We start from the raw sequence: 24,593 nt of genomic DNA, 5'->3' as shown, positions 1-24,593 counted from the left end.
TGTTTGTTCGCAGCTCAACAGCGGACATAAAAAAACCCCGCTGAATCAGCGGGGTTCTTTTATCAGGCCGGCTGAGCCTGCAGGCTCACCGGTCGCAGCGGCAGCAACGGCGCATGCGGATCGGCTTTCACCGAAGCGCGCCAAGCATCCAGCCACTCGGCAAGCCCTTCGGCCCAGACCTGCTCGTGCAAACGTGCCAGTGCAACAGGGTCGCTGAGCAGTTGCAGACGATCATGGTTGTTCAGCCCGGCCGGGCCGACCTTGATCGCGTGACGCACACGTTCCTGACGCAGCCACTCGATCGGCTCGGCCTGGCCGTGACGCGAGGTCGCCAGCGAGCACGCCAGGGCGTTCTGCTGTGGATCGACCACGGCGCGGACGAAGCCGTCGTTGAGGGCGTGATAGCGGTTCTCGTGGGTGTACTGATCGGTTGCCAGCAAGGCCTGTGGCGGATTGTATTCCTCAGGGATGAGGAACAGGCTCTCGTCACGGGTCTTCAGGCCCAGGCCGACACGGCTGGAGATCACCGATACCGGGATCGACAGCATCAGCGAACCGACGATCGGCACCAGCCACCAGAGGAAGCTCGGGTTCAGCCAGATCACCAGCAGCGCCCACAAGAAGCCCAGCAACGTCTGCGGACCGTGGCGCTTGACCGCTTCGCTCCACGGCGTCGAGTCGTCGTCACGCTGCGGCGAGTTCCAGGTCGCGGCCCAGCCGAGGAACGCGGCGAGGACGAAGCGGGTGTGGAAAATCATCCGCACCGGCGCCAGCAGCATGGAGAACAGCATCTCCAGCAGCATCGACAGGGTCACCTTGAACTTGCCGCCGAACTCTTTCGCGCCCTTGGCCCAGATCAGGATGATGCTCAACAGCTTCGGCAGGAACAGCAGCACGATGGTCGTCGAGAACAGCGCGATGGCCTTGTCCGGATGCCATTGCGGCCACAGCGGATAGAGCTGGCGCGGTTCGAGGAAGTACTGCGGCTCCATCAGCGTGTTCACCGCCAGCAGCGCGGTCGACAACACCAGGAAGAAGAACCACAACGGCGCCGACAGGTAGGACATCACGCCGGTGAGGAACACCGCGCGGTGCACCGGGTGCATGCCCTTGACCAGGAACAGGCGGAAGTTCATCAGGTTGCCGTGGCACCAGCGCCGATCACGCTTGAGCTCGTCGAGCAGGTTCGGCGGCAACTCTTCGTAACTGCCCGGCAGGTCGTAGGCAATCCACACGCCCCAGCCGGCACGGCGCATCAGCGCAGCTTCGACGAAGTCGTGGGACAGGATCGCACCGGAGAACGCGCCTTTGCCCGGCAACGGCGCCAAAGCGCAGTGGTCGATGAACGGCTTCATGCGGATGATCGCGTTGTGACCCCAGTAGTGCGATTCACCCAACTGCCAGAAGTGCAGACCGGCGGTAAACAGCGGGCCGTACACGCGGGTGGCGAACTGCTGCATGCGCGCATACAGGGTGTCCATGCCCGACGCACGTGGCGCGGTCTGGATGATCCCGGCGTCCGGCGTGGCTTCCATCAGGCGCACCAGACTGGTCAGGCACTCGCCGCTCATCACCGAGTCGGCGTCGAGCACGACCATGTACTTGTAGTCACCGCCCCAACGACGGCAGAAGTCGTCGAGGTTGCCGCTCTTGCGCTTCACACGACGGCGACGACGGCGATAGAAGATCTTGCCGAAGCCTTTGGCTTCGCGGCAGACATCCAGCCAGGCCTGTTGCTCGGCGACGCAGATATCGGTGTCGTTACTGTCACTGAGGACGAAGAAGTCGAAGCGATCCAGATCACCGGTGGCGGCGACCGACTCGAACGTCGCACGTAGACCGGCGAATACACGCGGCACGTCTTCGTTGCAGATCGGCATCACCAGCGCAGTACGCGCATCTTTCGGAATCGGCTCGTTACCCGCGCTTTTCCCGGAGATACGGTATTTATCGTGGCCGGTGAGCAACTCGAGGAAGCCCATCAGCGCGGTCCAGAAACCGGCCGAGACCCAGCAGAACAGAATCCCGAACAGAATCAGGATGCTGGTTTGCAGCGCGTACGGCAGCACTTGCGTGGCGGTTTGCAGCAGCGGCTGATGCAGGACTTCTTCCAGATCGACGAACGACCAGCCCTGGTACGGCATGATGCCTTTCATGTACCAGCCGGCAACGATGGTCTGGCCGAGCATCAGCAGCAACAGAATGTAGCGGCGGATCGAACCGACGGTGCGCCAGCGCGCGGCCGGCAGGACATTGGCGTCCTTCGGTGGCTGCGGCGGGTTGGTGCGCCCGGTCAGACGGCGCCAGCCACGCACCAGGATATTGGTGCGCCATGGCTCCGGCACGACCTTGGTGCGGCGGATCGGCGGGGTCGCCTTGAGGCTGACCCGACCGCTGGCATCGAGCACCAGCATTTCCGCTTCAGCCAGTTCTTCGGCAGTGCTCAGGGTCAGACGCTTGCCCACCGAAGCCTGGGCGGCTTCAGCAGGGGCGTCGAATGTCGAGGACGACAGGCGTTCATGCAGCTCGCTGAACGACTGGCAACCCGCGAGTTCCGCGCGTTGCTCGTCGGTCATCGGCAGATGCGCCAGATACTCGGACAGAGTCTCTGGCTGTACTGGTGAATTACTCATCGGCAGGCAACTGATAGCTCCAGGTCTCGGTCAGGACTTCTTCAGTCGGCGCCGATTCCGGTGTGGCTGGGGCCGCGTCGGCAGCGACTGGCTGCTTGGCGTCTTTGTTGGCCTTGTCCTTGGCGTCGGCTGCAGGCTTGGCTTCAGCCTGTTTGGCTTCGGCGGCCTTGGCTTCCTTGTCGAGTTTTTCCTGTTGCTTGGCAGCAACCTTGTCAGCCTTGGCGACCGACGAGTTGGAGGCCGGGACCGATTTGCCCAGATCCGCGGTGACCACCGGCTGAACCAGAGCAGCGCGCATCTCGGTTGCCTTGCTCGGATCCTTAATCTTCATCCGCAGGGTCAAACGCCAGCCCTTGGTTTCCGGGTTGTAGCGCACGCTGTTCTCGACCAGTTCGGCGTTGTCACCGACGCTGACCTGACTGCGCACGTCGGCATCCGGCGTCAGGGCCGCCAGCGACGGGCCTTCGAAGTCGACCAGATAGGCCACGCTGCCATCGGGCTGACGGATCAGGTTCGATTGCTTGACGTCACCGGTCGAACGCAGGGTCTGCGCCACCCAGGCGCTGTCCGGCGCATGGAGTGCTGCTTCGTCCATGGTCCAGTGCATACGGTAGGCGAAGTCCAGCGGCTGGCCTGGCTCCGGCATTTTTTCCGGGCTCCAGAACGCAACGATGTTGTCGTTGGTTTCGTCAGCGGTCGGAATCTCTACCAGATCGACAGTGCCCTTGCCCCACTCGCCCTTCGGCTCGATCCAGGCACTTGGGCGCTTGTCGTAGCGGTCGTCGAGGTCTTCGTAGTGGCTGAAATCACGGCCACGCTGCAGCAGACCGAAACCACGCGGGTTCTCGACGCTGAAGTTGCTCACAGCCAGATGTTTCGGGTTGTTCAGTGGGCGCCAGATCCACTCGCCGTTGCCGGCATGGATCGACAGACCGCTGGAGTCGTGCAGTTCACGACGGTAGTTGAGGACTTTCGACGGCTGGTTGGCGCCGAACAGGAACATGCTGGTCAGCGGCGCGATGCCCAGTTTGCCGACCTTGTCACGCAGGAACATCTGCGCCTTGACGTCGACGATGGTGTCGCTGCCCGGACGCAGGATCAAACGGTAGGCACCAGTGGCACGCGGCGAGTCGAGCAGAGCAAAGATCACCAGGTGCTTGTCGCCCGGCTTGGGCTGCTGAATCCAGAACTCGCGGAAACGCGGGAACTCTTCACCCGACGGCAGCGCGGTATCGATCGCCAGACCACGGGCCGACAGACCGTAGGTGTGGCCCTTGCCGACGACGCGGAAGTAGCTCGCGCCGAGCATGGTCATGATCTCGTCTTGCTTGTCGGCCTTGTTGATCGGGTACAGCACACGGAAACCGGCATAACCCAGTTGCTCGGTGGCTTTCGGATCGAATTTCAGATCGCCGAAATCGAAGCGGCTCGGATCGTATTTGATCTCCGAGACGGTATTGGTGGTGATTTCGTTGATTTTCACCGGTGTATCGAAGTGCATACCCTGGTGATAGAAGGAGAGCTTGAACGGCGTCTTCTGATCGGCCCACTCAGCCTTTTCGGTGAGGAAGCGGATCTTCTGGTAGTCCGCGAACTTCATTTCGCGGAATTCGTTCGGCAGGTTGCTGCGCGGGGCTTCGAACTTCTGCCCGGCCAGCTCTTTGGCCTTGGCCGATACGTCGTCAAGATTGAACGCCCAAAGCTGACCGGCGCTGAGCAGGCACAGGAGCGCCGAACCCGCTACCAGAGCACTTCGCATGCGTTTGGCAGACATTTTTGCTGCATTACAGGGACTAACAATCACGAGCAACCCTCGCCGAAAACAGATCAATAAACCAACGGCCAGCTATCTTTATGCCAGGTTGGCGAGCATTGTTCCGACTCCGCCGGGGCAAAATGATTCCCCAATCGGATCCAGACAAGTCTCTACCTAAGTCAAAACGGATCAACGAATGTCGATCCCCGCAGCGCGCGATTATCTAGTAGCCCGGATGACAACGCATCAGGGGTAACAAAGTATTTATCGCGAAAACAGCCTAAAAACAGTCGAAATTTCCGAAAAAGGTGTTTCAGGCACTGTCAGGTCTGTAACAAAAAGGTAACCGGGCCATCGTTGACCAGGTGCACCTGCATATCGGCGCCGAATCTACCTGATGCCACAGTGCCATGCACCTGTTTCGCCTGGCTCAATAAATAGTCGAACAATTCCTCACCCAGTGCCGGCGGTGCGGCCGTGGAAAAGCTCGGGCGCAGGCCGCTTTTGGTGTCGGCGGCAAGTGTGAACTGAGAGACCAGCAGCAACCCGCCACCCACATCCGCCAGGGACAGATTCATCTTGCCCTCGGCGTCACTGAATACTCGATAGTTAAGCAGCTTATGCAGAAGTTTGTCGGCGCTGGTACGCGTATCGTCGGGTTCTACCGCGACCAGCACGAGCAAACCCTGATCGATTGCGCCGACAATCTCCCCAGTGACTTCAACCCGCGCGCCGCGTACGCGCTGTAACAGCGCCTTCATGCTTCTTCGAGTGGCAAGTCGAGCAGGCGCTGGGCCATTTTGCTCGCCGCGCGCACCAGCGCATCGGTGATGCCTGGCTCGGACGCGGCGTGGCCGGCGTCGCGGATCACCTGCAATTCGCTGTTCGGCCAGGCCTGGTGCAATTCCCAGGCATTGTCGAGCGGGCAGATCACGTCGTAGCGACCGTGAATGATCACGCCGGGCAGATGAGCGATCTTGCCCATGTCGCGGATCAGCTGGTTCGGCTCAAGGAAGGCGTTGTTGGTGAAGTAGTGGCATTCGATCCGCGCAATCGACAGCGCGCGCTGCGGCTCGGAGAAACGATCGACCACCAGCGGGTTCGGCCGCAGGGTCGCGGTACGCCCTTCCCAGGTCGACCACGCCTTCGCTGCATGCATCTGGGCGATCTGGTCGTTGCCGGTCAGGCGTTTGTGGAAAGCACTGAGCAGGTCGTCGCGCTCGTCCAGCGGGATCGGCGCGATGTAGTCCTGCCAGTAATCCGGGAATAGACGGCTGGCGCCGGCCTGATAGAACCATTCGATTTCCTGCGGACGGCAGAGGAAAATCCCGCGCAGAATCAGACCATGGACCCGCTCCGGGTGGGTTTGCGCGTAGGCCAGCGCCAGGGTCGAACCCCACGAGCCGCCGAACAGCACCCATTTTTCAATGCCCAGGTGTTTGCGGATGCGCTCAAGGTCTTCCACCAGATCCCAGGTGGTGTTGTTTTCCAGGCTGGCGTGCGGGGTGGAGCGACCGCAGCCGCGCTGGTCGAAGGTGACGATGCGATACAGATTCGGATCGAAATAGCGTCGGCTCTGGGCGTCGCAGCCGGCGCCGGGGCCACCGTGGATGAATACGACCGGCAATCCTTCCGGCGAGCCGCTTTCATCGACGTACAGCGTATGGGTGTCATCGACAGCCAGATCGTGCCGGGCGTGAGGTTTGATCTGCGGAAACAAAGTCTGCATTGCGCGCTCCGTAAGGGGTCGAGGTCATCCCTGGGGGGACTCGTATTATTCTGCCGTTGGGCATCATAAACCCGATTTGCGTCAATGAGCATGCTCCGGGGCCTGATCGTTCCCACGCTCTGCGTGGGAACGCCTCTTGGGACGCTCCGCGTCCAGTGACGCGGAGCGTCACGGGCTGCATTCCCACGCAGAGCGTGGGAACGATCAAACGGACGCCTTCGCGAGCAGGCTCGCTCCCACAGGGGTTAGGCGCTGTAGTGAGATTTTGCCCAGGCCAGATAGCCCTGCAGCAATTCCCTGAGCACCACCCGCGTCGGCTCGGCCAGGTCAGCGCGGTAGCGGAACGGTTCGAACTCTTCCATGTAGGTGGACTGGCACAGTTCCAGCTGCACGGCGTGGATGTTCTGCGCCGGATCGCCGTACTGGCGGGTGATGTGCCCGCCCTTGAACCGACCGTTCAGCACATGGGTGAACTGCGCGTGCTGCGCACAGATCGCTTCCAGTTGACTGGCCAGTTGCGGATCACAACTGGCGCCATTGAACGTGCCGAGGTTGAAGTCCGGCAGCTTGCCGTCGAACAGGTGCGGGATGATTGAGCGGATCGAGTGCGCATCGAACAACAGCGCGTAGCCGAATTCGGCTTTCAGTCGCGCCAGTTCCTCCTGCAAGGTGCGGTGGTACGGCGTCCAGATCTGCTCCAGGTATGTTGCGCGCTCCTCTTTCGACGGTTCCAGACCTTCCTGAAACAACGGAATGCCGTCGAACAACGTCGCCGGATACAACCCGGTGGTCGCCCCGGCATACAACGGCTTGTCGTCGGACGGCCGGTTGAGGTCGATGACGAAACGCGAATACTCGGCAGCCAGGGTGCTGGCGCCCAGTTCCTCGGCAAAATCGTAGAGCTGCGGGATATGCCAGTCGGTGTCCGGCAAACTCTTCGCGACGGGGATCAACCCGGCTTCGACCGCCGGGGTCAGACGCACGCCGGCGTGGGGCATGCTGATCAGCAGCGGCACGCGACCTTGTTTGAAACTCAGAACCTTGTCCACAACCGCCCTCCTAGAAATTCGATTCGACGCCGTGACGCACGACGCGCTTGTCCAGATCGCCACCGAGCCAATAGGCCAGATCCGCCGGACGCTCGATGTCCCACGCCACGAAATCAGCGACCTTGCCGACCTCCAGCGAGCCGTGGGTATCGGCCATGCCCAACGCCTGCGCGGCATGAAGGGTCGCCCCGGCCAGGGCTTCTTCCGGAGTCATGCGAAAACAGGTGCAGGCCATGTTCAGCATCAGGCGCAACGACAGCGCTGGCGAGGTGCCGGGGTTGAGGTCGCTGGCGATGGCGATCTTCACCTTGTGCTTGCGCAGCGCTTCCATCGGCGGCAACTGGGTTTCGCGCAGGAAATAGAACGCGCCGGGTAGCAGCACGGCAACGGTGTCGGCAGCGGCCATGGCGATCGCGTCGTCCTCGTCCATGAACTCCAGGTGATCGGCGGACAAGGCTTTGTAGCGCGCGGCGAGGCTGGAACCATGCAGCGAGGACAATTGCTCGGCGTGCAGCTTCACCGGCAGTCCGAGTTGTTGCGCGGCGACGAAGACCCGCTCGACCTGCTCCGGCGAAAACGCCAGGTATTCGCAGAACGCATCCACGGCATCGACCAAACGTTCGGCGGCGAGGGCCGGAAGCATCTGCTCGCAGACCAGATCGATGTAATCGTCGGCGCGATCCTTGTACTCCGGTGGCAACGCGTGCGCCGCCAGGCAAGTGCTGCGCACGCTGATCGGCAGCTCTTCGGCCAGACGCCGGATGACCCGCAACAGCTTGCGCTCGTTGGCCAGATCGAGACCGTAGCCCGACTTCATTTCCACCGTGGTCACGCCGTCGCGCATCAGGCTTTTCAGGCGTTTGACGGCGCTGGCGAACAACTCGTCTTCGCTCGCTTCACGGGTGGCGCGCACCGTGCTGGCGATGCCCCCGCCCTGCGCGGCGATCTCGGCGTAGCTGACGCCTTGCAGACGCTGCTCGAACTCGCCGCTGCGGTTGCCACCGAACACGGTGTGGGTGTGGCAGTCGATCAGACCGGGGGTGACCCACGCACCCTGCAAATCATTGACCGCCGGGTATTCGCCGGACGGCAATTGAGTGCGCGGGCCGATCCACTCGATCAGCGTGCCGGACGTCACGATCGCGGCATCCTCAATGATCGAATAGGCGCCGTTGGCCATGGTTGCGACGTGGCAGTGTTGCCAGAGGGTTTTCACTGTTGGCCTCCGTTTGGGTTTGTATGGTGAGCAGCCTCAAAAGCCCCTCACCCTAGCCCTCTCCCAGAGGGAGAGGGGACTGACCGTGTTGTTCCGTCGAGATATGCCGACCTGAAATTTCTCAGCCGAACTCACGTTGCGAAAACAATGAAGATCGGCTCCCTTCCCCCTCTCCCCCTTGGGGGAGAGGGCTGGGGTGAGGGGGATCGATTTCACTAACAATACAAATCTCCCCGTAAAGCGCTTACAAACTAGGCAACAACTGCCCAGCAACAAGCTCGGTCAGACACCGCGAAGCCAGCAATTCAGTCGCCGCATTGATGTCCGGGGCAAAGAATCGGTCCTTCTCATAGAACGGCACTTGCTTGCGCAAAATCGCCCGTGCCTGTTCCAGCTTCGGCGAGGTCTTCAGGCCGTTACGCAGATCCAGCCCCTGCGCCGCCGCCAGCCATTCCACGGCGAGAATGCCGCGAGTGTTCTCAGCCATTTCCCACAGGCGCTTGCCGGCGGCCGGGGCCATCGACACGTGGTCTTCCTGGTTGGCCGAGGTCGGCAGGCTGTCCACCGAATGCGGATGGGACAATGCCTTGTTTTCGCTGGCCAGTGCTGCCGCAGTTACTTGCGCGATCATGAAGCCGGAGTTCACACCACCGTTAGCGACGAGGAACGGCGGCAGTTGCGACATGTGCTTGTCCATCATCAGCGAGATGCGGCGTTCGCTCAGCGAGCCGATTTCAGCGATGGCCAGGGCCATGTTGTCAGCGGCCATGGCTACCGGTTCGGCGTGGAAGTTGCCGCCGGAAATCACGTCGCCTTCAGCGGCGAATACCAGCGGGTTGTCGGAAACCGCGTTGGCTTCGACCGCCAGCACTTCAGCGGCCTGGCGGAACTGGGTCAGGCAGGCGCCCATGACTTGCGGCTGGCAGCGCAGCGAGTACGGGTCCTGGACCTTGTCGCAGTTCTGATGCGAGGCGGAGACTTCGCTGCGCTCACCGAGCAGATCGCGGTAGGCCGCAGCGGCATCGATCTGCCCTCTCTGCCCACGTGCGGCGTGAATGCGCGCGTCGAACGGCGAGCGCGAACCGAGCACGGCTTCTACGGTAAGACTGCCCAGCGCCACTGCACCGGCAAACAGATCTTCGCCTTCGAACAGGCCGCGCAGGGCAAACGCTGTGGAAACCTGAGTACCGTTGAGCAGCGCCAGACCTTCTTTAGCCGCTAAAGTCAGCGGCGCCAGGCCTGCGACTTTCAGTGCTTCGGTGGCTGCAAGCCATTCGCCCTTGTAGCGGGCCTTGCCCTCGCCCAGCAGCACCAGCGACATGTGCGCCAACGGCGCCAGATCCCCCGACGCACCGACCGAACCTTTCAACGGAATATGCGGATAGACCTCAGCATTGATCAGCGCGATCAGCGCATCAATCACCTGCCGACGGATCCCGGAAAAACCACGGCTGAGACTGTTGACCTTGAGCACCATGATCAGTCGCACAAGGTCATCGCTGATCGGCTGGCCAACGCCGGCCGCGTGCGAGAGCACCAGCGAACGCTGCAGGTTTTCCAGGTCTTCGCTGGCGATGCGCGTCGAGGCCAGCAGGCCGAAACCGGTGTTGATGCCGTAGGCGGTGCGGTTCTCGGCGAGGATCTGTTCGACGCAGGCGACGCTGGCCTCGATCTGCGCGCTGGCGCTGTTGTCGAGGGTCAGTGTGACCGGGTTCTGATAGACGTCACGCAGTTGGGCCAGGCTCAGTTGGCCGGGGATCAGATTCAGCGCAGTCATTAAAATGCTCCTGTCAGGCATTGTTATTAACTACCAGTCGCTCCGGAGCATTCCGTTATCCGTCGTTTCTCGTCTTGTGAACGATCCACGCCTTGGCACGCTGGTATGGGTAGTTGTCAGTGCAAATTCGGTAGAACGTTGTGCGGCAGATTCGGGTCTTTCAGCACGGTCGCAGCGGCAGCGATATCCGGCGCCAGCCAGCGATCCTGATCGTAGGCGGGGACCGTTTCGCGCAGCAGTTTCCACGCGCGGTCAGTGCCCACGCCAAAGCGCTGTTCCTTGAGGAATTCAAACGCCTGCGCCGCCAGCAGGTATTCAATCGCGAGGATCTGCGTGCAGTTTTCCAGCGCGCGATGCAGCTTCAGCGCGGCGTTGGTGCCCATGCTCAGGTGATCTTCCTGCAGGCCCGAGGTGATGTAGTTGTCGAGTACCGCCGGTTGCGCCAATTGACGGTTTTCCGCACACAGCGAGGCGGCGACGTATTGCACGATCATCATCCCCGAGTTGACCCCGGGATTGGCCACCAGAAACGCCGGCAGACCGCTGACGTGCGGATTGACCAAACGGTCCAGACGGCGCTCGGCAATCGAGCCGATTTCGGCCATGGCAATCGCCAGCAGATCCGCAGCCATCGCCACGGATTGACCGTGCGGGTTGGCCTGCGACATCACCCGGAAATTGTCCGGTGTGCCGAGCAGTAACGGGTTGTCGGTGCAGCCGTTGAGTTCGGCTTCGACCTGTTTGATCGCATGCGCGAGTTGATCACGCGCGGCGCCGTGGACCTGCGGGATCGAACGGATGCTCAGCGCGTCCTGAGTGCGAATGCCTTTGCTTGCGGCGATCACTTGGCTGCCATCGAGTAATGCACGCAGATTTTCGCCGACCTGCTGCATGCCCGGATGCGGCTTGAGCGCAATGATCTCGGCATCGAAGGCATCGATCTGGCCGCGCTGGGCTTCGAAACTCATCGCACCAATGACATCGGCCCATTGCAACAGCCGCGTAGCATCGGCAATCGCCAGGCAACTGAGGCCGGTCATGCAGGGCGTGCCGTTGACCAGACACAAGCCATCCTTCGCGCCGAGCTGCACAGGTTGCAGGCCCTCTTCGGCCAGCGCCTGTTGCGCCGAAATGATCTGCCCGCGATAACTGACATTGCCAACGCCGAGCAGCGCGATGCCGATGTGCGCCATGTGCGTCAGGTAACCCACCGAACCCTGCGACGGCACCTGCGGGGTGATGCCGCGATTGAGCAGCGCCAGCAGCCCTTCGACCACACGCCGATGCAGGCCGGACTTGCCGTGGCTGTAGTTGTGGATCGCGGCGCAGATGATTGCGCGGGTCTGTTCGTCGCTGAGCACCGGGCCGACACCGCAGGCATGGCTGAGCAAGGTGTTGCGCGAGAGTTGGCTGAGCTGTTCGTCCTGCAGCGAGACGTTGGACAGACCGCCCAGACCGGTGTTGACGCCGTAGGCGCGCTCGCCACTGGCGACGATGCGCTGGACGATGGCCTGAGCATTATCGATGCGCGCCCAGGTTTCGCTGGACAGTTCCAGCAGCGCACCGTGCCGGGCGACGGCGACCACGTCCTGCCAACGCAGAGGGCTGCCTGTGATAACGATTCTTTCAGCCTGGGACATCTCTAACCTCATACCAATTCTGTTGATGCCGGTAACCCAGTGGTGAGGGGATTTATCCCCGTTGGGTGGCGAAGCCGCCCCAAACCATGCCCGCAAATCCGTCAGACAGACCGCAGTGGCCGGTTTTACGACTGCTTCGCAGCCGAACGGGGATAAATCCCCTCGCCACAACGGCCACTCAGTCTCAGACCACCGCCGCGCGCCGCTGCACGAACCGGTCGACATACTCATCGGCCGGTGAATGCAGGATCTCTCTTGGCGTGCCCACCTGGATCAACCGGCCATCCTTGAGAATCGCGATGCGATTGCCGATGCGCACGGCTTCGTCGAGGTCGTGGGTGATGAAGACGATGGTTTTGTGCAGGGTCTTTTGCAGTTCCAGCAACTGGTCCTGCATCTCGGCGCGGATCAACGGATCCAGCGCACTGAACGCTTCGTCCATGAGGATGATGTCGGTGTCCGCCGCCAATGCACGGGCGAGGCCGACGCGCTGACGCATGCCGCCGGAGAGCTGGTGCGGGTATTTGTTTTCGTAGCCTTTTAGACCGACGGTGTTGATCCAGTGCAGCGCGCGTTCGGCGCAGACCTGCTTGCTTTCGCCACGTACTTTCAGGCCGTAGGCGACGTTATCGAGCACGGTCTTGTGCGGCAGCAGACCGAAGCTCTGGAACACCATGCTGATCTTGTGTCGACGAAATTCGCGCAGGGCGTCCATGTCGTACTGCAGGATGTCCTCGCCATCGACCAGAATCGCCCCGCTGGTGGGGTCGATCAGGCGATTGAAGTGGCGCACCAGGGTGGATTTGCCCGAGCCGGACAGGCCCATGATCACAAAGATTTCGCCGGTGCCGATGCTCAGCGACAAGTCGTTCACGCCGACCACGCAACCGGTTTCGTTGAGCACCTGATCCTTGCTCTTGCCCTGGCCGACCATGGCCAGCGCATCCTTGGCGCGGTTGCCGAAAATCTTGAAGACGTTGCGCACTTCGATCTTGCTCACGCTTGCGTTGCTCATTTGCTCACCTCGTGGCGTGGCCGACCGTACGCTTGAGTAATGCGGTCGATGACCACCGCGAGAATCACGATCGCCAGCCCGGCTTCGAGACCACGGCCGACGTTGAGGGTCTGAATCCCCACCAGCACGTCTTCACCGAGGCCGCGGGCGCCGATCATTGAGGCGATCACCACCATCGACAGGGCCATCATCGTGGTCTGGTTGATCCCGGCCATGATGCTCGGCAGGGCCAGCGGCAGTTGCACGCCGAACAGTTGCTGCCAGCGGTTGGCGCCGAAGGCATTGATCGCTTCCATGACTTCGCCGTCGACCTGGCGAATACCAAGGTCGGTCAGGCGAATCAGCGGGGGCGCGGCGTAGATCACCGTGGCGAAAATCGCCGGCACCTTGCCCAGGCCGAACAGCATCAGCACCGGAATCAGGTAAACGAAACTCGGCATGGTCTGCATGATGTCGAGCAGCGGCATCAGCACCGAACGCAGGCGATTGCTGCGTGCAGAGAGAATCCCCAGCGGGATGCCGATCAGCACCGAAATGATCGTCGCGACCATCATCAGCGCCAGGGTCTGCATGAGTTTGTCCCAGAGGCCGACCGCGCCCACCAGAAACAACAGACCGACAATCACGGCGGTGGTCACGACTTTGCGCGTGGCGTGCCAGGCGATGACACCGACGATTGCCAGCATCAACCACCACGGCGCCGCACGCAGCAAACCTTCGAGACTGACGATGGCCCACAACAGCGTGTCGGAGATATGCCGGAACACGTCGCCGTAGTTGGTCACCAGCGAATCGACCCAACCGTTGACCCAGTCGGCGATGGAAAAGGTAAAGCTTTCGGGAAACATAAGGGACTCTCAATCAAGGGGTTGCGATCAAGCGTCCGGCTGCCGTGGCTGGCAGCCGGGGAAACCTGACCTACAAGGCCGCGTCGATTTTCTTGGCTGCGTCGTCGCTCACCCATGCGTGCCAGACTTCAGGATGTTCCTTGAGGAAGATTTTCGCCAGTTTTGCCGACTCGATACGTTCCTTGGCCATGCGCCCGAGGTTCTGATTGAGCAGGTCGATCGGCAGGTTGACCTTTTCCAGCACGGCGACCAGTTCCGGGGCTTCGTCGTGGAAGGTTTTCGACAGGCCGACCTTGATGCTGACGGTCTTGTCGACGCCGGGTTTCTCTTCCAGTTTGACTGCATCGATCTGGCCCATCAGCGGCGTTGGCGACCAGTAGTAGAAGAGGATCGGCTCGCCACGCTTGTAGCTCGACAGCACCGCTGCATCCAGCGCAGGTCCGGTGCCCGGACGGAAGTTGGTGTAGCTGTTTTCCAGGCCGTAGCTCTTGAGCATTTCGCTGTTGTCGAGCTCGCAGGTCCAGCCGGCCGGGCAGTTATAGAAGCGGCCCTTGGACGGCTCTTCAGCGTCCTTGAACACGGCGGAATACTTGCCCAGATCAGCGATGTTTTTCAGGTCCGGGGCTTTCGCCTCGAGCTTGCGCTTGGCGTCGCCTTCGATCACGTAACGCGGCACGTACCAGCCTTCGACCGCGCCCACCACCGGTGCACCGACGCCAACGACCTTGCCGGCCTTCTCGGCCTTGTTCCAAACCTCGCTACGGCCGACCCACTCTTCGGCGAACACTTGAATATCGTTACTGCTCAGGGCGTTTTCCATGGTGATGGAATTGCCCGGCAGGCTGTCGGTCTTGCAGCCGTAACCTTTCTCCAGCACCACTTGCAGCACGTCGGTCAGGAGCATGCCGCTTTCCCAGTTCAGCCCGGCAAATTTCACCGGTTTGCCCGATTCGCACCAGCCGGCGGCTTGCGTCGCGCCGGCACTGGCCAACAGGCCCATGGACAGCAATGTGGTCAGCAGGGTCTTGTTCGATTTCATTGTCGTGACGCTCCTAATCATGAATGGGCTTACGGCAGTTCAAGAGGCATCCAGCCTGGTCCACGTCCAGATCAGGCCTGCGCCGCAGCGCGACCGGCCCCGCTCGTTTTTGCTTGTTGGGTGCTGTTCTGCTCGACCGGCAGAATCAGGCGGTCGGGCACGGTGCTGTGCCATTTCTTTGCGCAGAAGTAATAGACGGCGGCCGGGAGAACCAGACCGATGATCCAGGAAATGTCGACATCACCGAGGGCGGCCACCAGTGGGCCGGTGTAGAACTTGGTCGAGATGAATGGCAACTGCACCAGCACGCCGAACACATAGACGCTGATGCCGAGCAGGTTCCAGCGGCCGTAGCGACCGTTCGGATCGGCCAGCGCCGGCACGTCATAGCGCTCGCGGGTGATGCAGTAGTAGTCGACCAGATTGATCGCGCTCCACGGGGTGAAGAAGGCGAGCAGAAACAGGATGAACGACTTGAACGCACCGAGGAACGAGTGCTGTCCGAGCAAGGCAATCAGGGTTGCCGCGCCGACGATGAACAGCACGAACACCAGCCGTTGCATGCGGGTAACCGTCAGGTGTCCTTTGAAGCCACTGATGATGGTGGCGATGCACATGAAGCTGCCGTAGGAGTTCAAAGTGGAGATGGTCACCTTGCCGAACGCGATGCTGAAATACAGCAGTGCGGCAGTGGCGCCGGTACCGCCGAGTCCGACGATGTAGGCGACTTCATGGCCAGCGAATTGACCGTTGGCCGACGCGGCGGCAAACACGCCGAGGATCATCGCCACCTGCGCGCCGATCACCGAACCTGCGCCAGCGGCGAAAAAGGTTTTCACCGATGAAGTGGCGCTCGGCAGGTAACGCGAGTAGTCCGCCACATACGGGCCGAAAGCGATCTGCCAGGACGCCGCCAGCGACACCGCCAGGAGGAAACTGCTCCAGCTGAAATGACGAATCTGCAGGAGCGCAACGACGTCGGTCTGGCTCATCAGCCGCCAGAACAGGAACACGAAAGCGATCACGCCAATCACACTGGCGACGCGGCCGATCCAGTGGATTACCCGGTAGCCAAGCACCGTGACCAGCACGATGACGCTGGCGAAAATCAGGATGCCTACACTGTCGCTGACACCGAACAACTGGCCCAGCGCTTGCCCGGACAGCACCGTTCCGGTGGCGGTGAAGCCGAGGTACATCAGGCACACCAGCACGATCGGAATCGCAGCGCCGTAAACGCCGAATTGCACACGACTGGAGATCATCTGCGGCAGGCCCAGTTTCGGTCCTTGCGCGGCATGCAGCGCCATCACACCACCGCCGAGCAACTGACCGATCAACAGACCGATCAGCGACCAGAACACATCACCGCCGAGCACCACGGCCAAGGCCCCGGTGACGATCGCAGTGATCTGCAGGTTGGCGCCCATCCACAGGGTGAACTGACTGAACAGACGACCGTGTCTTTCCGCTTCCGGGATGTAGTCGATCGAACGCCTTTCGATCAACGGAGTACTGCCTGCACGTTCGTTGTTAACCGCCATGATTCAACCTCTGTGGATTGCTATTCGGGTTCACTGAAATTCCTCTGTGGGAGCGAGCCTGCTCGCGAATCGGTGTATCAGGCACAGCATTAGCGACTGACACGACGCCTTCGCGAGCAGGCTCGCTCCCACATAAAACCAGAGCGTGTTACCCGCCAGTGATCATCGGCAGATTCAGCCCCTGCTCTTTCGCGCAGTCGATGGCGATCTGGTAACCGGCATCCGCATGACGCATGACGCCGGTAGCCGGGTCGTTGTGCAGCACGCGAGCGATGCGCTCGGCGGCTTCATCGGTACCGTCGCAGACGATCACCATCCCCGAATGTTGCGAGAAGCCCATGCCGACACCGCCGCCGTGGTGCAAAGACACCCAGGTCGCGCCGCTGGCGGTGTTCAGCAGCGCGTTGAGCAACGGCCAATCGGAGACGGCGTCGGAACCGTCCTGCATCGATTCGGTTTCGCGGTTGGGGCTGGCCACCGAGCCGGAGTCGAGGTGATCGCGACCGATCACCACGGGGGCCGACAGCTCACCGCTACGAACCATTTCGTTGAAGGCCAGACCGAGCTTGGCGCGCTGGCCCAGACCGACCCAGCAGATACGTGCCGGCAGACCCTGGAAGCTGATGCGCTCGCGGGCCATGTCCAGCCAGTTGTGCAAATGCGCGTCGTCCGGGATCAGCTCTTTGACCTTGGCGTCGGTTTTGTAGATGTCCTGTGGATCACCCGACAGCGCCGCCCAACGGAACGGGCCGATGCCACGGCAGAACAGCGGACGGATGTAGGCCGGCACGAAGCCCGGGAAATCGAAAGCGTTTTCGACGCCTTCTTCTTGGGCCATCTGGCGGATGTTGTTGCCATAGTCGAAGGTCGGAATGCCCTGCTTCTGGAACTCCAGCATGGCTTTGACGTGCACAGCCATCGACTGCTTCGCGGCTTTGATCACAGCGGCTGGTTCGGTCATGGCGCGGGCGCGGTATTCGTCCCAGCTCCAGCCGGCCGGCAGGTAGCCGTTGAGCGGATCGTGGGCGCTGGTCTGGTCGGTGACCATGTCCGGGCGCACGCCGCGCTTGACCAGTTCCGGGAGGATTTCCGCCGCGTTGCCCAGCAGCGCGATGGAAATCGCTTTGCCTTCTTTGGTGTATTTGTCGATGCGCGCCAGAGCGTCGTCGAGGTCTTTGGCTTGCTCATCGACGTAACGGCTCTTCAGGCGGAAATCGATGCTGACCTGCTGGCATTCGATGTTCAGCGAGCAGGCACCGGCCAGGGTGGCGGCCAGCGGTTGTGCGCCGCCCATGCCACCGAGGCCGGCGGTGAGCACCCAGCGGCCCTTGAGGTCAGCGTTGTAATGCTGGCGCCCGGCTTCGACGAAGGTTTCATAGGTGCCCTGAACGATGCCCTGGCTACCGATGTAGATCCAGCTGCCGGCGGTCATCTGGCCGTACATGGCCAGGCCTTTGGCGTCGAGCTCGTTGAAGTGTTCCCAGCTCGCCCAGTGCGGCACCAGGTTGGAGTTGGCGATCAGCACGCGCGGCGCGTTGCTATGGGTCTTGAATACGCCGACCGGCTTGCCCGACTGCACCAGCAGGGTTTCGTCGTCGTTCAGATTAGTCAGGCTCTCGACGATCTTGTCGTAGCACTCCCAGTTCCGCGCAGCGCGGCCGATGCCACCATAGACCACCAGTTCTTTCGGGTTCTCGGCGACTTCCGGGTCGAGATTGTTCATCAACATGCGCAGCGGCGCTTCGGTCAGCCAGCTCTTGGCGGTCAGCGTGTTACCGCGTGCGGCGCGAATCTGCACGTCACGAAACTTGTTGCTGTTCTGGGTATTGTCAGTCACGAAAAAGACTCCTCAGCGATCAATTCAAACCAACCCTGGCAGTGGGCAGCAGCCTGCGCGCTGTGCTGCGCGACAAGCGAATCAGTGGACGCTGCGGAGAGTCTCGACCGACTCATACGCATACGTCTTTACTTGTACATACAAGCATATGCAATCAAGCGGCCAACTTGCTGGTGGAGTGTTCAGGAAAAATCAGGGGTAGGGCTGGAGAGCGCCTGAATCGAGGGTTCTGGCGTGAATGAAATTTTCTTCGCAGTTATTTTGGGGAGGTTGGGATTGGCTACGACAGCGTGGTTTTGCGCCACGCTGGGGCGTTCGGTAACAAGTTGGTGCGTGGAGGGAAACAAGAGTGGGGATGGCTTGTGGCGAGGGGATTTATCCCCGCTGGGCTGCGCAGCAGACCGCTTTTTTTTATCAAGAATGGGGCCGCTTCGCGACCCAGCGGGGATAAATCACCTCGCCACAGGGGTGTGTTCAGTTCTGGAGGAGTTCGATCACGCAGCATGCGGCGTTGGTGGAGACTTCGACCAGCCCGCTGTTGCCGTCCAGCTGCAGGCAATCATGCCGACCGAGCTGTGAAACGCCGTCGCCAACACGCACGTCCATCAGCTCACTGACACTGAACACCAGCAGCGTCGATGCCGAGCTGAAAAACCGCTGCTCACCGTCCAGCCACTGCAATCGCGCGCTGTAACGTTGCGGCGCGTAGATCAGATTGAAGTCGCGAATCGCACCGCCGAGCAAGGTGCAGGACACCTGACTTTCGCCGCTGAAAGCAAACGGGTCCAAGGGTAACAGTGGACGGGTAGCGTCACCGTCGACGCACAGGGTCATGCCGTCGCCCTGCAACACGGTGATCACTCGCTGGTAACCGGCGAATGTCGAGAAACCGCCCGATTCGGTGATGTCGGCAATTGACAGGCGCCAGCCGAAACCGTCCAGGCCAGCGCCGGCATCACGGGTGATTTCCTCGGTGCTGCCGCCGCCGTTTTTCCACGGCATGCGCGGGTAGCCTTCGGCGCGTAGAACCTTCACTTGATAATTCATTTATGAAAGCGCCCTTCCAGACGATGGCGGGAACCGGGGTGGATCAAACGTGCCGCCGTCACCGGTTGACGCCCCGACCACGTACGCCGACGAATCAGCAGGCACGGTTCACCCTTTTCGATCTGCAGCAACTTGCACTCCGACGGCTCGGCAAGGATGGCTTCGACCACGTGCTCGCCCTCGGTCAGCGGCGCGACCTGATTGAGATAGGCATAGGGCGTTTGCAGGGTGAAGTCCTGCTTGAGGTATTCCGGCGCGACCAGGGCGTTGACGAAACGGTCTTCGATTTGCACCGGGACGTCATTTTCGTAATGCACGATCAGTGAGTGGAAGACTTTCTGGCCTTCGCGCATGTCCAGCGCCAGCGCGCGCTCGGAACCGGCGGCCTCTTCTTCGAGGGTGATGACCTGACAGGTGTGGCGATGCCCGCGCGAGGCGATTTCGTCGGCAATGTTGTGCACTTCGAACAGCGCGGACTGGCTCTTCGGTTCGGCGACAAACGTGCCCACGCCTTGCATGCGCACCAGCAGGCCGTCGGCGGTCATCTCGCGCAGGGCGCGGTTGATGGTCATGCGGCTGAAGCCGAGCTGGCTGACCAGCTCGCTTTCGGACGGCACGCGGTAGTGCGGCGGCCAGTTACCGCTGTCGATCTGCTGGGTGATCATCTGTTTGACGCGGGCGTACAAAGGCGCCGGACTGTCGCCCATGTTCGCGGCCAACGGAGAAACTGGAGGCGGAGTCGGCACGGTTGATCCCTGTTCATTGGATGAAAGTGACTAGCTTGCCGGAGTTTACCGGGCAGGCAAACGTCTGTATATGTATATACAAATAACACACGATGGGGTGCCGAACGATGTCCGCCTTCTTTGCCGAACGCGCACTGCTGCCTAACGGATGGGCCAACAATGTACGTCTCGAGGTCAGCGCCGATGGCCTGCTGACCCGAATCCAGGCCGATTCCAGCGCAGACGAAGCCGAGCGGCTGCGCGGGCCGTTGCTGCCGGGGATGCCCAATCTGCACTCCCACGCCTTCCAGCGTGCCATGGCTGGACTGGCCGAAGTGGCCGGCAACCCCAACGACAGTTTCTGGACCTGGCGCGATCTGATGTATCGCCTCGTCGGAAAAATCAACCCGGATCAGCTCGGCATCATCGCCCGTCAGCTGTACATCGAAATGCTCAAGGCCGGTTACACCTCGGTCGCCGAATTTCACTACGTGCACCACGACAGCAACGGCCAGCCGTATGCCGATCCTGCCGAACTGGCTTTGCGTATCAGCCAGGCCGCCAGCGAAAGCGGCATCGGTCTGACCCTGCTGCCAGTGCTCTACAGTCATTCCGGATTCGGCGGGCAGACGCCAAACGATGGCCAGCGTCGCTTTATCAACAGCACTGAAAACTATCTGAATCTGCAAGCGCGGTTGCAGCCATTACTGGCGCAGCAAAAGGCGCAATCGCTGGGCCTGTGTTTCCACTCGCTGCGGGCGGTGACGCCACAACAAATCAGCGAAGTGTTGGCGGCCAGTGACAAACAATGCCCGGTGCACATACACATCGCCGAACAGCAAAAGGAAGTCGACGATTGCCTGAGCTGGAGCGGTCGTCGTCCGCTGCAATGGCTGTACGAGAACACTGAAGTCGATCAGCGCTGGTGTCTGGTCCACGCAACCCACGCCAATCCGCAAGAAGTCACGCTGATGGCCAACAGTCGCGCGATCGCCGGGCTGTGCCTGACCACTGAAGCGAATCTGGGTGACGGAATTTTCCCGGCGGTGGATTTTCTTGCCCAGGGCGGGCGCATGGGCATTGGCTCCGACAGCCATGTGTCGCTGAGCGTGGTGGAAGAATTGCGCTGGCTGGAATATGGCCAGCGTCTGCGTGACCAGCGGCGCAATCGCTTGTATGGCGCGCAGCAGCCGATGGTCGGCCGCACGCTGTATGACGCGGCGCTGGACGGCGGCGCGCAGGCGCTGGGTCAACCGATTGGTGCGCTGGAAGTGGGCAAGCGCGCGGACTGGATTGTCCTGGACGGTAGCGATCCGTATCTGGCGACGGCTGCGGGGGACGGGATTCTCAATCGCTGGTTGTTCGCCGGCGGCGATCGCCAGGTGCGCGATGTGCTGGTCAATGGTCAATGGGTGGTGCGCGATGGCCGGCATGCTGGCGAAGAGCAAAGCGCCCGAGCCTTCACCCAGGTCCTGCGCGATCTCTTGGGCTGACCCAAAACCAAACTGTGGGAGCGAGCCTGCTCGCGAACGCGGTGTATCAGTCAATATTCATGTCGACTGATACACCCTCTTCGCGAGCAGGCTCGCTCCCACATTTGATTTGTATAGCGGCTTAATTGGAGGTCTTGGCCATCTGCCGATCCGACGCCCGCCAAATCAGGCGTGTGGTGTCGTAACCCTGTTGACGCGCCTTGCTCAGCAATTCTTCACGCACTACACCGTTGACGGTCGGTGTGCGTGACAGCAGCCACAAGTACTTGCGACTCGGATCGCCGACGATGGCGGTCTTGTAATCGTCGCTGACATACAACACCCAGTACTCGCCCTTCGCCACACCCGGCACCAGGCGCGAGAACCAGTTATCGAATTCGACCCAGAGCTTGTCGGTCTTGCCCGGCAATTGTGGATAAGCCGTGCCCTTGGCTTCTTCCCACTGCCACTCCGGAGTCAGGCAACGGTTGAGCACGCCGACATTACCGTCAGGCTTGAGGGTGTAATGGGCTTCGGATTGCGCGCAGTGGCGCTGGAAGTACATCGGCAAGCGTGCCAGTTCATACCAGGTGCCCTGATAACGCTTGAGATTGACGCTGTTGACGGTCTTGGGCGCCAACGGGTCGACGCCGGAAGTGGCGCAGCCAGCCAGTACCAGGCCAGCAAAAAGGATCAGCAATAACCGCTTCATTTTTTTCTCCGTGGGCGCGAAGCCCCGGTTTACTTCAGGCCTTGGCCGGAAAACATCAGCACTTTGTCACCGGCGTATTGCACGCTGATAAAGCTGTTCTTGTCGCCCCAGGTGCAGCTGGACATACCGAGCGCGCCCGAGCAATCGGTGGGCTTGCCGAGAAGGGTTTCCACTTCGGACTTGGCCATGCCGGCCGAGAGCTTGGAGTAGTTTTCCTGATTGACCTTGCTGCATGCGGCCAACAGCACGCAAAACGACAGCAGGGCGATAGATCGCAGCGACATGGTGAAACTCCTGGAACGAGGGGGGATGGCATGGTGCCAACCAGAAGCTTAGAAGAGAAAAGTGTCATCTGGTTCCGTGACCGAACGCCTATTTATCAGCCCGCCCGTCCGGCTTTTGTCGGTAAATCAAAAACTTTGTGAAGCCGTCGAGCATTTCGTAGAATTTCCCTGCAAACGCCTAATCTTTGGCGCGGCTCGGTCGAAATAAGAGCAGCGCAACGCTGCCGAATATGGCAAATTGCCGCCCTTTCCTGACCAGCCCCTTCGCGGTAGTTCATTCGATGACCAGAAACATGAAATTCAGCCACAAGATTTTGCTGGCTGCTGCCCTTGTGGTGGCCGTTGCGTTCGCCTGTTTCATCCTCTTCAACGACTATCGCCAGCGTCAGGCATTGAGCAGCAGCACCGAAGCGACCATGCAGGAACTGGGCAGCCTGACCACCAGCAACATCCAGACTTGGCTGGAAAGTCGCATTCAACTGCTGCAATCGCTGTCGCAGCAAGTCGCCGTCGACGGCAACGCGCCCGCCAGCCTCAAGCGCATCATCGACCTGCCCGCCTACACCGGCAATTTCCAGCTCAGCTATTTCGGTGGCGCTGACGGCGTGATGTTCTCGGTGCCGGCCGGCAACCGTGCGCCGGACTACGATCCACGCGCGCGCGGCTGGTACAAAGCGGCCAACAGCGCGCAGCAGACCATCGTCACCGAACCGTACATTGCCGCTTCGTCGGGCAAACTGGTGATCACCGTCGCCACCCCGGTGCAGCGTCAGGGCCAAATGCTCGGCGTGGCCGGTGCCGACATCGATCTGACCAGCGTCAGCGCGATCATCAACTCGCTGAACTTCGGCGGCCACGGTCATGCATTTATTGTCAGCGCCGAAGGGAAAATCCTGATTCACCCGGACAGCAAGCTGGTGCTCAAAACACTGGCCGAGGCTTATCCGAATGGTGCGCCCAAAGTCAGCCCGGGCCTGAAAGAAGTCGAGTTCGACGGCAAGACCCAGTTGATCTCATTCACCCACGTCAACGGCGTGCCATCGGCTGACTGGTACGTGGCGCTGGTGCTCGACAAAGACACCGCGTTCTCGATGCTCAGCGAATTCCGCACCTCGGCACTGATCGCCATGGTCATCGCCGTGTTGATCATCATCGGCCTGCTCGGCATGCTGATTCGCGTGCTGATGCAACCGCTGCTGACCATGGGCCGTGCGATGCATGACATCGCTGAAGGCGAAGGCGATCTGACCAAACGTCTGGTGATTCACGGCAACGATGAATTCGGCGCATTGGGTACGTCGTTCAACCGCTTCGTCGAACGCATTCATACGTCGATCCGCGAAGTGTCCTCGGCCACCGGCCAGGTCAACGAAGTCGCCCTGCGTGTGGTCGCTGCCTCGAACTCGTCGATGTACAACTCCGACCAGCAGGCCAGCCGCACCAACAGCGTCGCCGCCGCGATCAATCAGCTCGGCGCCGCCGCTCAGGAAATCGCCCAGAACGCCGCGCTCGCCTCGCAGCATTCCAGCGATGCGCGCAGCCTCGCGGTCGACGGCCAGCAGGTGGTGGATAAAACCATCCACGCCATGCAACAACTGTCGGCGAAGATCAGCGATTCCTGCGGCAATATCGAAACGCTGAACAGCAACACGGTGAACATCGGCCAGATTCTCGAAGTGATCACCAGCATTTCCCAGCAGACCAACCTGCTCGCACTCAACGCCGCCATTGAAGCCGCGCGTGCCGGTGAGGCCGGACGCGGTTTCGCCGTGGTCGCCGACGAGGTGCGCAACCTTGCGCACCGCACCCAGGATTCGGCGCAGCAAGTGCAGAAGATGATCGAAGAGCTGCAGGTCGGCGCACGCCAGGCGGTGAGCATCATGACCGAGAGCCAGCGCGAGAGCGAAAGCAGCGTCGGCATCGCCAACCAGGCCGGCGAGCGCCTGGGCAGCGTGACCCAGCGCATCGGCGAAATCGATGGGATGAACCAGTCGGTAGCCACCGCGACCGAAGAACAGACCGCCGTGGTCGAGTCGATCAACGTTGATATCAACGAGATCAACACGCTGAATCAGGAAGGCGTGGAGAACTTGCAGGCGACGTTGCGCGCGTGTTCGGACCTTGAGCAACAGGCGGCGCGGTTGAAGCATCTGGTCGGCAGCTTCAGGATCTAAGCTGCAGCCTCAGGCCTCTTCGCGAGCAGGCTCGCTCCCACAGTGGAATGCATTTCAATTGTGGGAGCGAGCCTGCTCGCGAAAGCGGCATAAGCC

General features: G+C 61.2%; 19 protein-coding genes and 1 pseudogene. 3 read left to right on the top strand and 17 right to left on the bottom strand.

Going from position 1 to position 24,593, the window contains the following annotated elements:
* Positions 1-62: 62 nt before the first annotated feature.
* The 15 genes from mdoH to hutC form a co-directional block, all read right to left on the bottom strand.
* Positions 63-2,633, bottom strand: a complete 2,571-nt coding sequence (mdoH, locus tag AB4O45_RS15150) for a glucans biosynthesis glucosyltransferase MdoH (protein WP_056787293.1) — start codon at positions 2,631-2,633, stop codon at positions 63-65.
* Positions 2,626-4,407 carry a glucan biosynthesis protein G gene (locus tag AB4O45_RS15145; RefSeq protein ID WP_162098724.1) on the bottom strand — a complete coding sequence of 594 codons (1,782 nt, stop codon included), beginning with the start codon at positions 4,405-4,407 and terminating at the stop codon, positions 2,626-2,628. The genes mdoH and AB4O45_RS15145 overlap by 8 nt, the downstream gene beginning before the upstream one ends.
* A gap of 305 nt (positions 4,408-4,712) precedes the next feature.
* The gene (gene dtd / locus AB4O45_RS15140) at positions 4,713-5,150 is read right to left on the bottom strand and encodes a D-aminoacyl-tRNA deacylase (RefSeq protein ID WP_236168190.1); all 438 of its coding nucleotides are present in this window, start codon (positions 5,148-5,150) and stop codon (positions 4,713-4,715) included.
* Positions 5,147-6,118: a prolyl aminopeptidase gene (gene pip / locus AB4O45_RS15135; protein ID WP_056787286.1), complete on the bottom strand. Its 972-nt coding sequence runs from the start codon at positions 6,116-6,118 to the stop codon at positions 5,147-5,149. The genes dtd and pip overlap by 4 nt, the downstream gene beginning before the upstream one ends.
* A gap of 245 nt (positions 6,119-6,363) precedes the next feature.
* The gene (gene hutG / locus AB4O45_RS15130; protein WP_150638010.1) at positions 6,364-7,167 is read right to left on the bottom strand and encodes an N-formylglutamate deformylase; all 804 of its coding nucleotides are present in this window, start codon (positions 7,165-7,167) and stop codon (positions 6,364-6,366) included.
* 10 nt (positions 7,168-7,177) lie between these two features.
* Positions 7,178-8,383, bottom strand: coding sequence for an imidazolonepropionase (hutI, locus tag AB4O45_RS15125; RefSeq protein ID WP_150638008.1), 1,206 nt, complete (start codon positions 8,381-8,383; stop codon positions 7,178-7,180).
* A gap of 244 nt (positions 8,384-8,627) precedes the next feature.
* Entirely contained in the window at positions 8,628-10,160 is a 1,533-nt protein-coding gene (gene hutH / locus AB4O45_RS15120) for a histidine ammonia-lyase (protein ID WP_150638006.1), read from the bottom strand.
* Positions 10,161-10,276: 116 nt separating this feature from the next.
* Positions 10,277-11,800 carry a histidine ammonia-lyase gene (gene hutH / locus AB4O45_RS15115; RefSeq protein WP_460160255.1) on the bottom strand — a complete coding sequence of 508 codons (1,524 nt, stop codon included), beginning with the start codon at positions 11,798-11,800 and terminating at the stop codon, positions 10,277-10,279.
* A gap of 184 nt (positions 11,801-11,984) precedes the next feature.
* Positions 11,985-12,815 carry a quaternary amine ABC transporter ATP-binding protein gene (locus AB4O45_RS15110; RefSeq protein ID WP_016772086.1) on the bottom strand — a complete coding sequence of 277 codons (831 nt, stop codon included), beginning with the start codon at positions 12,813-12,815 and terminating at the stop codon, positions 11,985-11,987.
* Complete coding sequence (locus tag AB4O45_RS15105) at positions 12,812-13,663, bottom strand: ABC transporter permease (RefSeq protein WP_016772087.1); 852 nt, start codon at positions 13,661-13,663, stop codon at positions 12,812-12,814. Before AB4O45_RS15105 ends, AB4O45_RS15110 begins: the two co-directional genes overlap by 4 nt.
* 70 nt (positions 13,664-13,733) lie before the next feature.
* On the bottom strand, positions 13,734-14,702 hold the full coding sequence (locus AB4O45_RS15100) for an ABC transporter substrate-binding protein (protein WP_071174126.1): 969 nt from the start codon (positions 14,700-14,702) through the stop codon (positions 13,734-13,736).
* Between the two features lie 71 nt (positions 14,703-14,773).
* On the bottom strand, positions 14,774-16,246 hold the full coding sequence (locus AB4O45_RS15095) for a purine-cytosine permease family protein (protein ID WP_460160254.1): 1,473 nt from the start codon (positions 16,244-16,246) through the stop codon (positions 14,774-14,776).
* A 148-nt stretch (positions 16,247-16,394) separates the two neighbouring features.
* Positions 16,395-18,083, bottom strand: coding sequence for a urocanate hydratase (hutU, locus tag AB4O45_RS15090; protein ID WP_310219330.1), 1,689 nt, complete (start codon positions 18,081-18,083; stop codon positions 16,395-16,397).
* A gap of 474 nt (positions 18,084-18,557) precedes the next feature.
* Positions 18,558-19,130 carry a HutD/Ves family protein gene (locus AB4O45_RS15085; protein ID WP_460160253.1) on the bottom strand — a complete coding sequence of 191 codons (573 nt, stop codon included), beginning with the start codon at positions 19,128-19,130 and terminating at the stop codon, positions 18,558-18,560.
* A complete protein-coding gene (hutC, locus tag AB4O45_RS15080; protein ID WP_252883865.1) occupies positions 19,127-19,837 on the bottom strand; it encodes a histidine utilization repressor in 711 nt (236 codons plus the stop codon). The genes AB4O45_RS15085 and hutC overlap by 4 nt, the downstream gene beginning before the upstream one ends.
* Positions 19,838-19,983: 146 nt before the next feature.
* On the opposite strand from hutC, the gene AB4O45_RS15075 reads away from it, so the two are divergent.
* Entirely contained in the window at positions 19,984-21,348 is a 1,365-nt protein-coding gene (locus AB4O45_RS15075; protein ID WP_460160252.1) for a formimidoylglutamate deiminase, read from the top strand.
* A 121-nt stretch (positions 21,349-21,469) separates the two neighbouring features.
* Here the strand turns inward: AB4O45_RS15075 and AB4O45_RS15070 are convergent, their stop codons facing one another.
* Positions 21,470-22,039, bottom strand: a complete 570-nt coding sequence (locus AB4O45_RS15070) for a lipocalin family protein (RefSeq protein ID WP_460160251.1) — start codon at positions 22,037-22,039, stop codon at positions 21,470-21,472.
* Positions 22,040-22,068: 29 nt separating this feature from the next.
* Entirely contained in the window at positions 22,069-22,323 is a 255-nt protein-coding gene (locus tag AB4O45_RS15065; protein ID WP_016772095.1) for a hypothetical protein, read from the bottom strand.
* Positions 22,324-22,553: 230 nt separating this feature from the next.
* Between AB4O45_RS15065 and AB4O45_RS15060 the strand changes: the two are divergent.
* Both AB4O45_RS15060 and AB4O45_RS15055 read left to right on the top strand, forming a co-directional pair.
* Positions 22,554-23,591 (top strand): annotated as a pseudogene (locus AB4O45_RS15060) (cache domain-containing protein); the annotation flags it as partial.
* Positions 23,592-23,732: 141 nt separating this feature from the next.
* Positions 23,733-24,497: a methyl-accepting chemotaxis protein gene (locus AB4O45_RS15055; protein WP_371915145.1), complete on the top strand. Its 765-nt coding sequence runs from the start codon at positions 23,733-23,735 to the stop codon at positions 24,495-24,497.
* The last annotated feature ends 96 nt before the right edge of the window (positions 24,498-24,593 follow it).

This window comes from Pseudomonas sp. S2_B10, from assembly GCF_054668425.1.
This window is presented reverse-complemented; position numbering and strand designations above follow the sequence as displayed.

Coding starts and splice junctions, on each gene's coding strand:
- mdoH (WP_056787293.1), bottom strand. CDS start 2,633: ATGAGTAATTCACCAGTACAGCCAGAGACTCTGTCCGAGTATCTGGCG.
- AB4O45_RS15145 (WP_162098724.1), bottom strand. CDS start 4,407: ATGTCTGCCAAACGCATGCGAAGTGCTCTGGTAGCGGGTTCGGCGCTC.
- dtd (WP_236168190.1), bottom strand. CDS start 5,150: ATGAAGGCGCTGTTACAGCGCGTACGCGGCGCGCGGGTTGAAGTCACT.
- pip (WP_056787286.1), bottom strand. CDS start 6,118: ATGCAGACTTTGTTTCCGCAGATCAAACCTCACGCCCGGCACGATCTG.
- hutH (WP_150638006.1), bottom strand. CDS start 10,160: ATGACTGCGCTGAATCTGATCCCCGGCCAACTGAGCCTGGCCCAACTG.
- hutH (WP_460160255.1), bottom strand. CDS start 11,800: ATGTCCCAGGCTGAAAGAATCGTTATCACAGGCAGCCCTCTGCGTTGG.
- AB4O45_RS15110 (WP_016772086.1), bottom strand. CDS start 12,815: ATGAGCAACGCAAGCGTGAGCAAGATCGAAGTGCGCAACGTCTTCAAG.
- AB4O45_RS15105 (WP_016772087.1), bottom strand. CDS start 13,663: ATGTTTCCCGAAAGCTTTACCTTTTCCATCGCCGACTGGGTCAACGGT.
- AB4O45_RS15100 (WP_071174126.1), bottom strand. CDS start 14,702: ATGAAATCGAACAAGACCCTGCTGACCACATTGCTGTCCATGGGCCTG.
- AB4O45_RS15095 (WP_460160254.1), bottom strand. CDS start 16,246: ATGGCGGTTAACAACGAACGTGCAGGCAGTACTCCGTTGATCGAAAGG.
- AB4O45_RS15085 (WP_460160253.1), bottom strand. CDS start 19,130: ATGAATTATCAAGTGAAGGTTCTACGCGCCGAAGGCTACCCGCGCATG.
- hutC (WP_252883865.1), bottom strand. CDS start 19,837: ATGGGCGACAGTCCGGCGCCTTTGTACGCCCGCGTCAAACAGATGATC.
- AB4O45_RS15075 (WP_460160252.1), top strand. CDS start 19,984: ATGTCCGCCTTCTTTGCCGAACGCGCACTGCTGCCTAACGGATGGGCC.
- AB4O45_RS15070 (WP_460160251.1), bottom strand. CDS start 22,039: ATGAAGCGGTTATTGCTGATCCTTTTTGCTGGCCTGGTACTGGCTGGC.
- AB4O45_RS15065 (WP_016772095.1), bottom strand. CDS start 22,323: ATGTCGCTGCGATCTATCGCCCTGCTGTCGTTTTGCGTGCTGTTGGCC.
- AB4O45_RS15055 (WP_371915145.1), top strand. CDS start 23,733: ATGTACAACTCCGACCAGCAGGCCAGCCGCACCAACAGCGTCGCCGCC.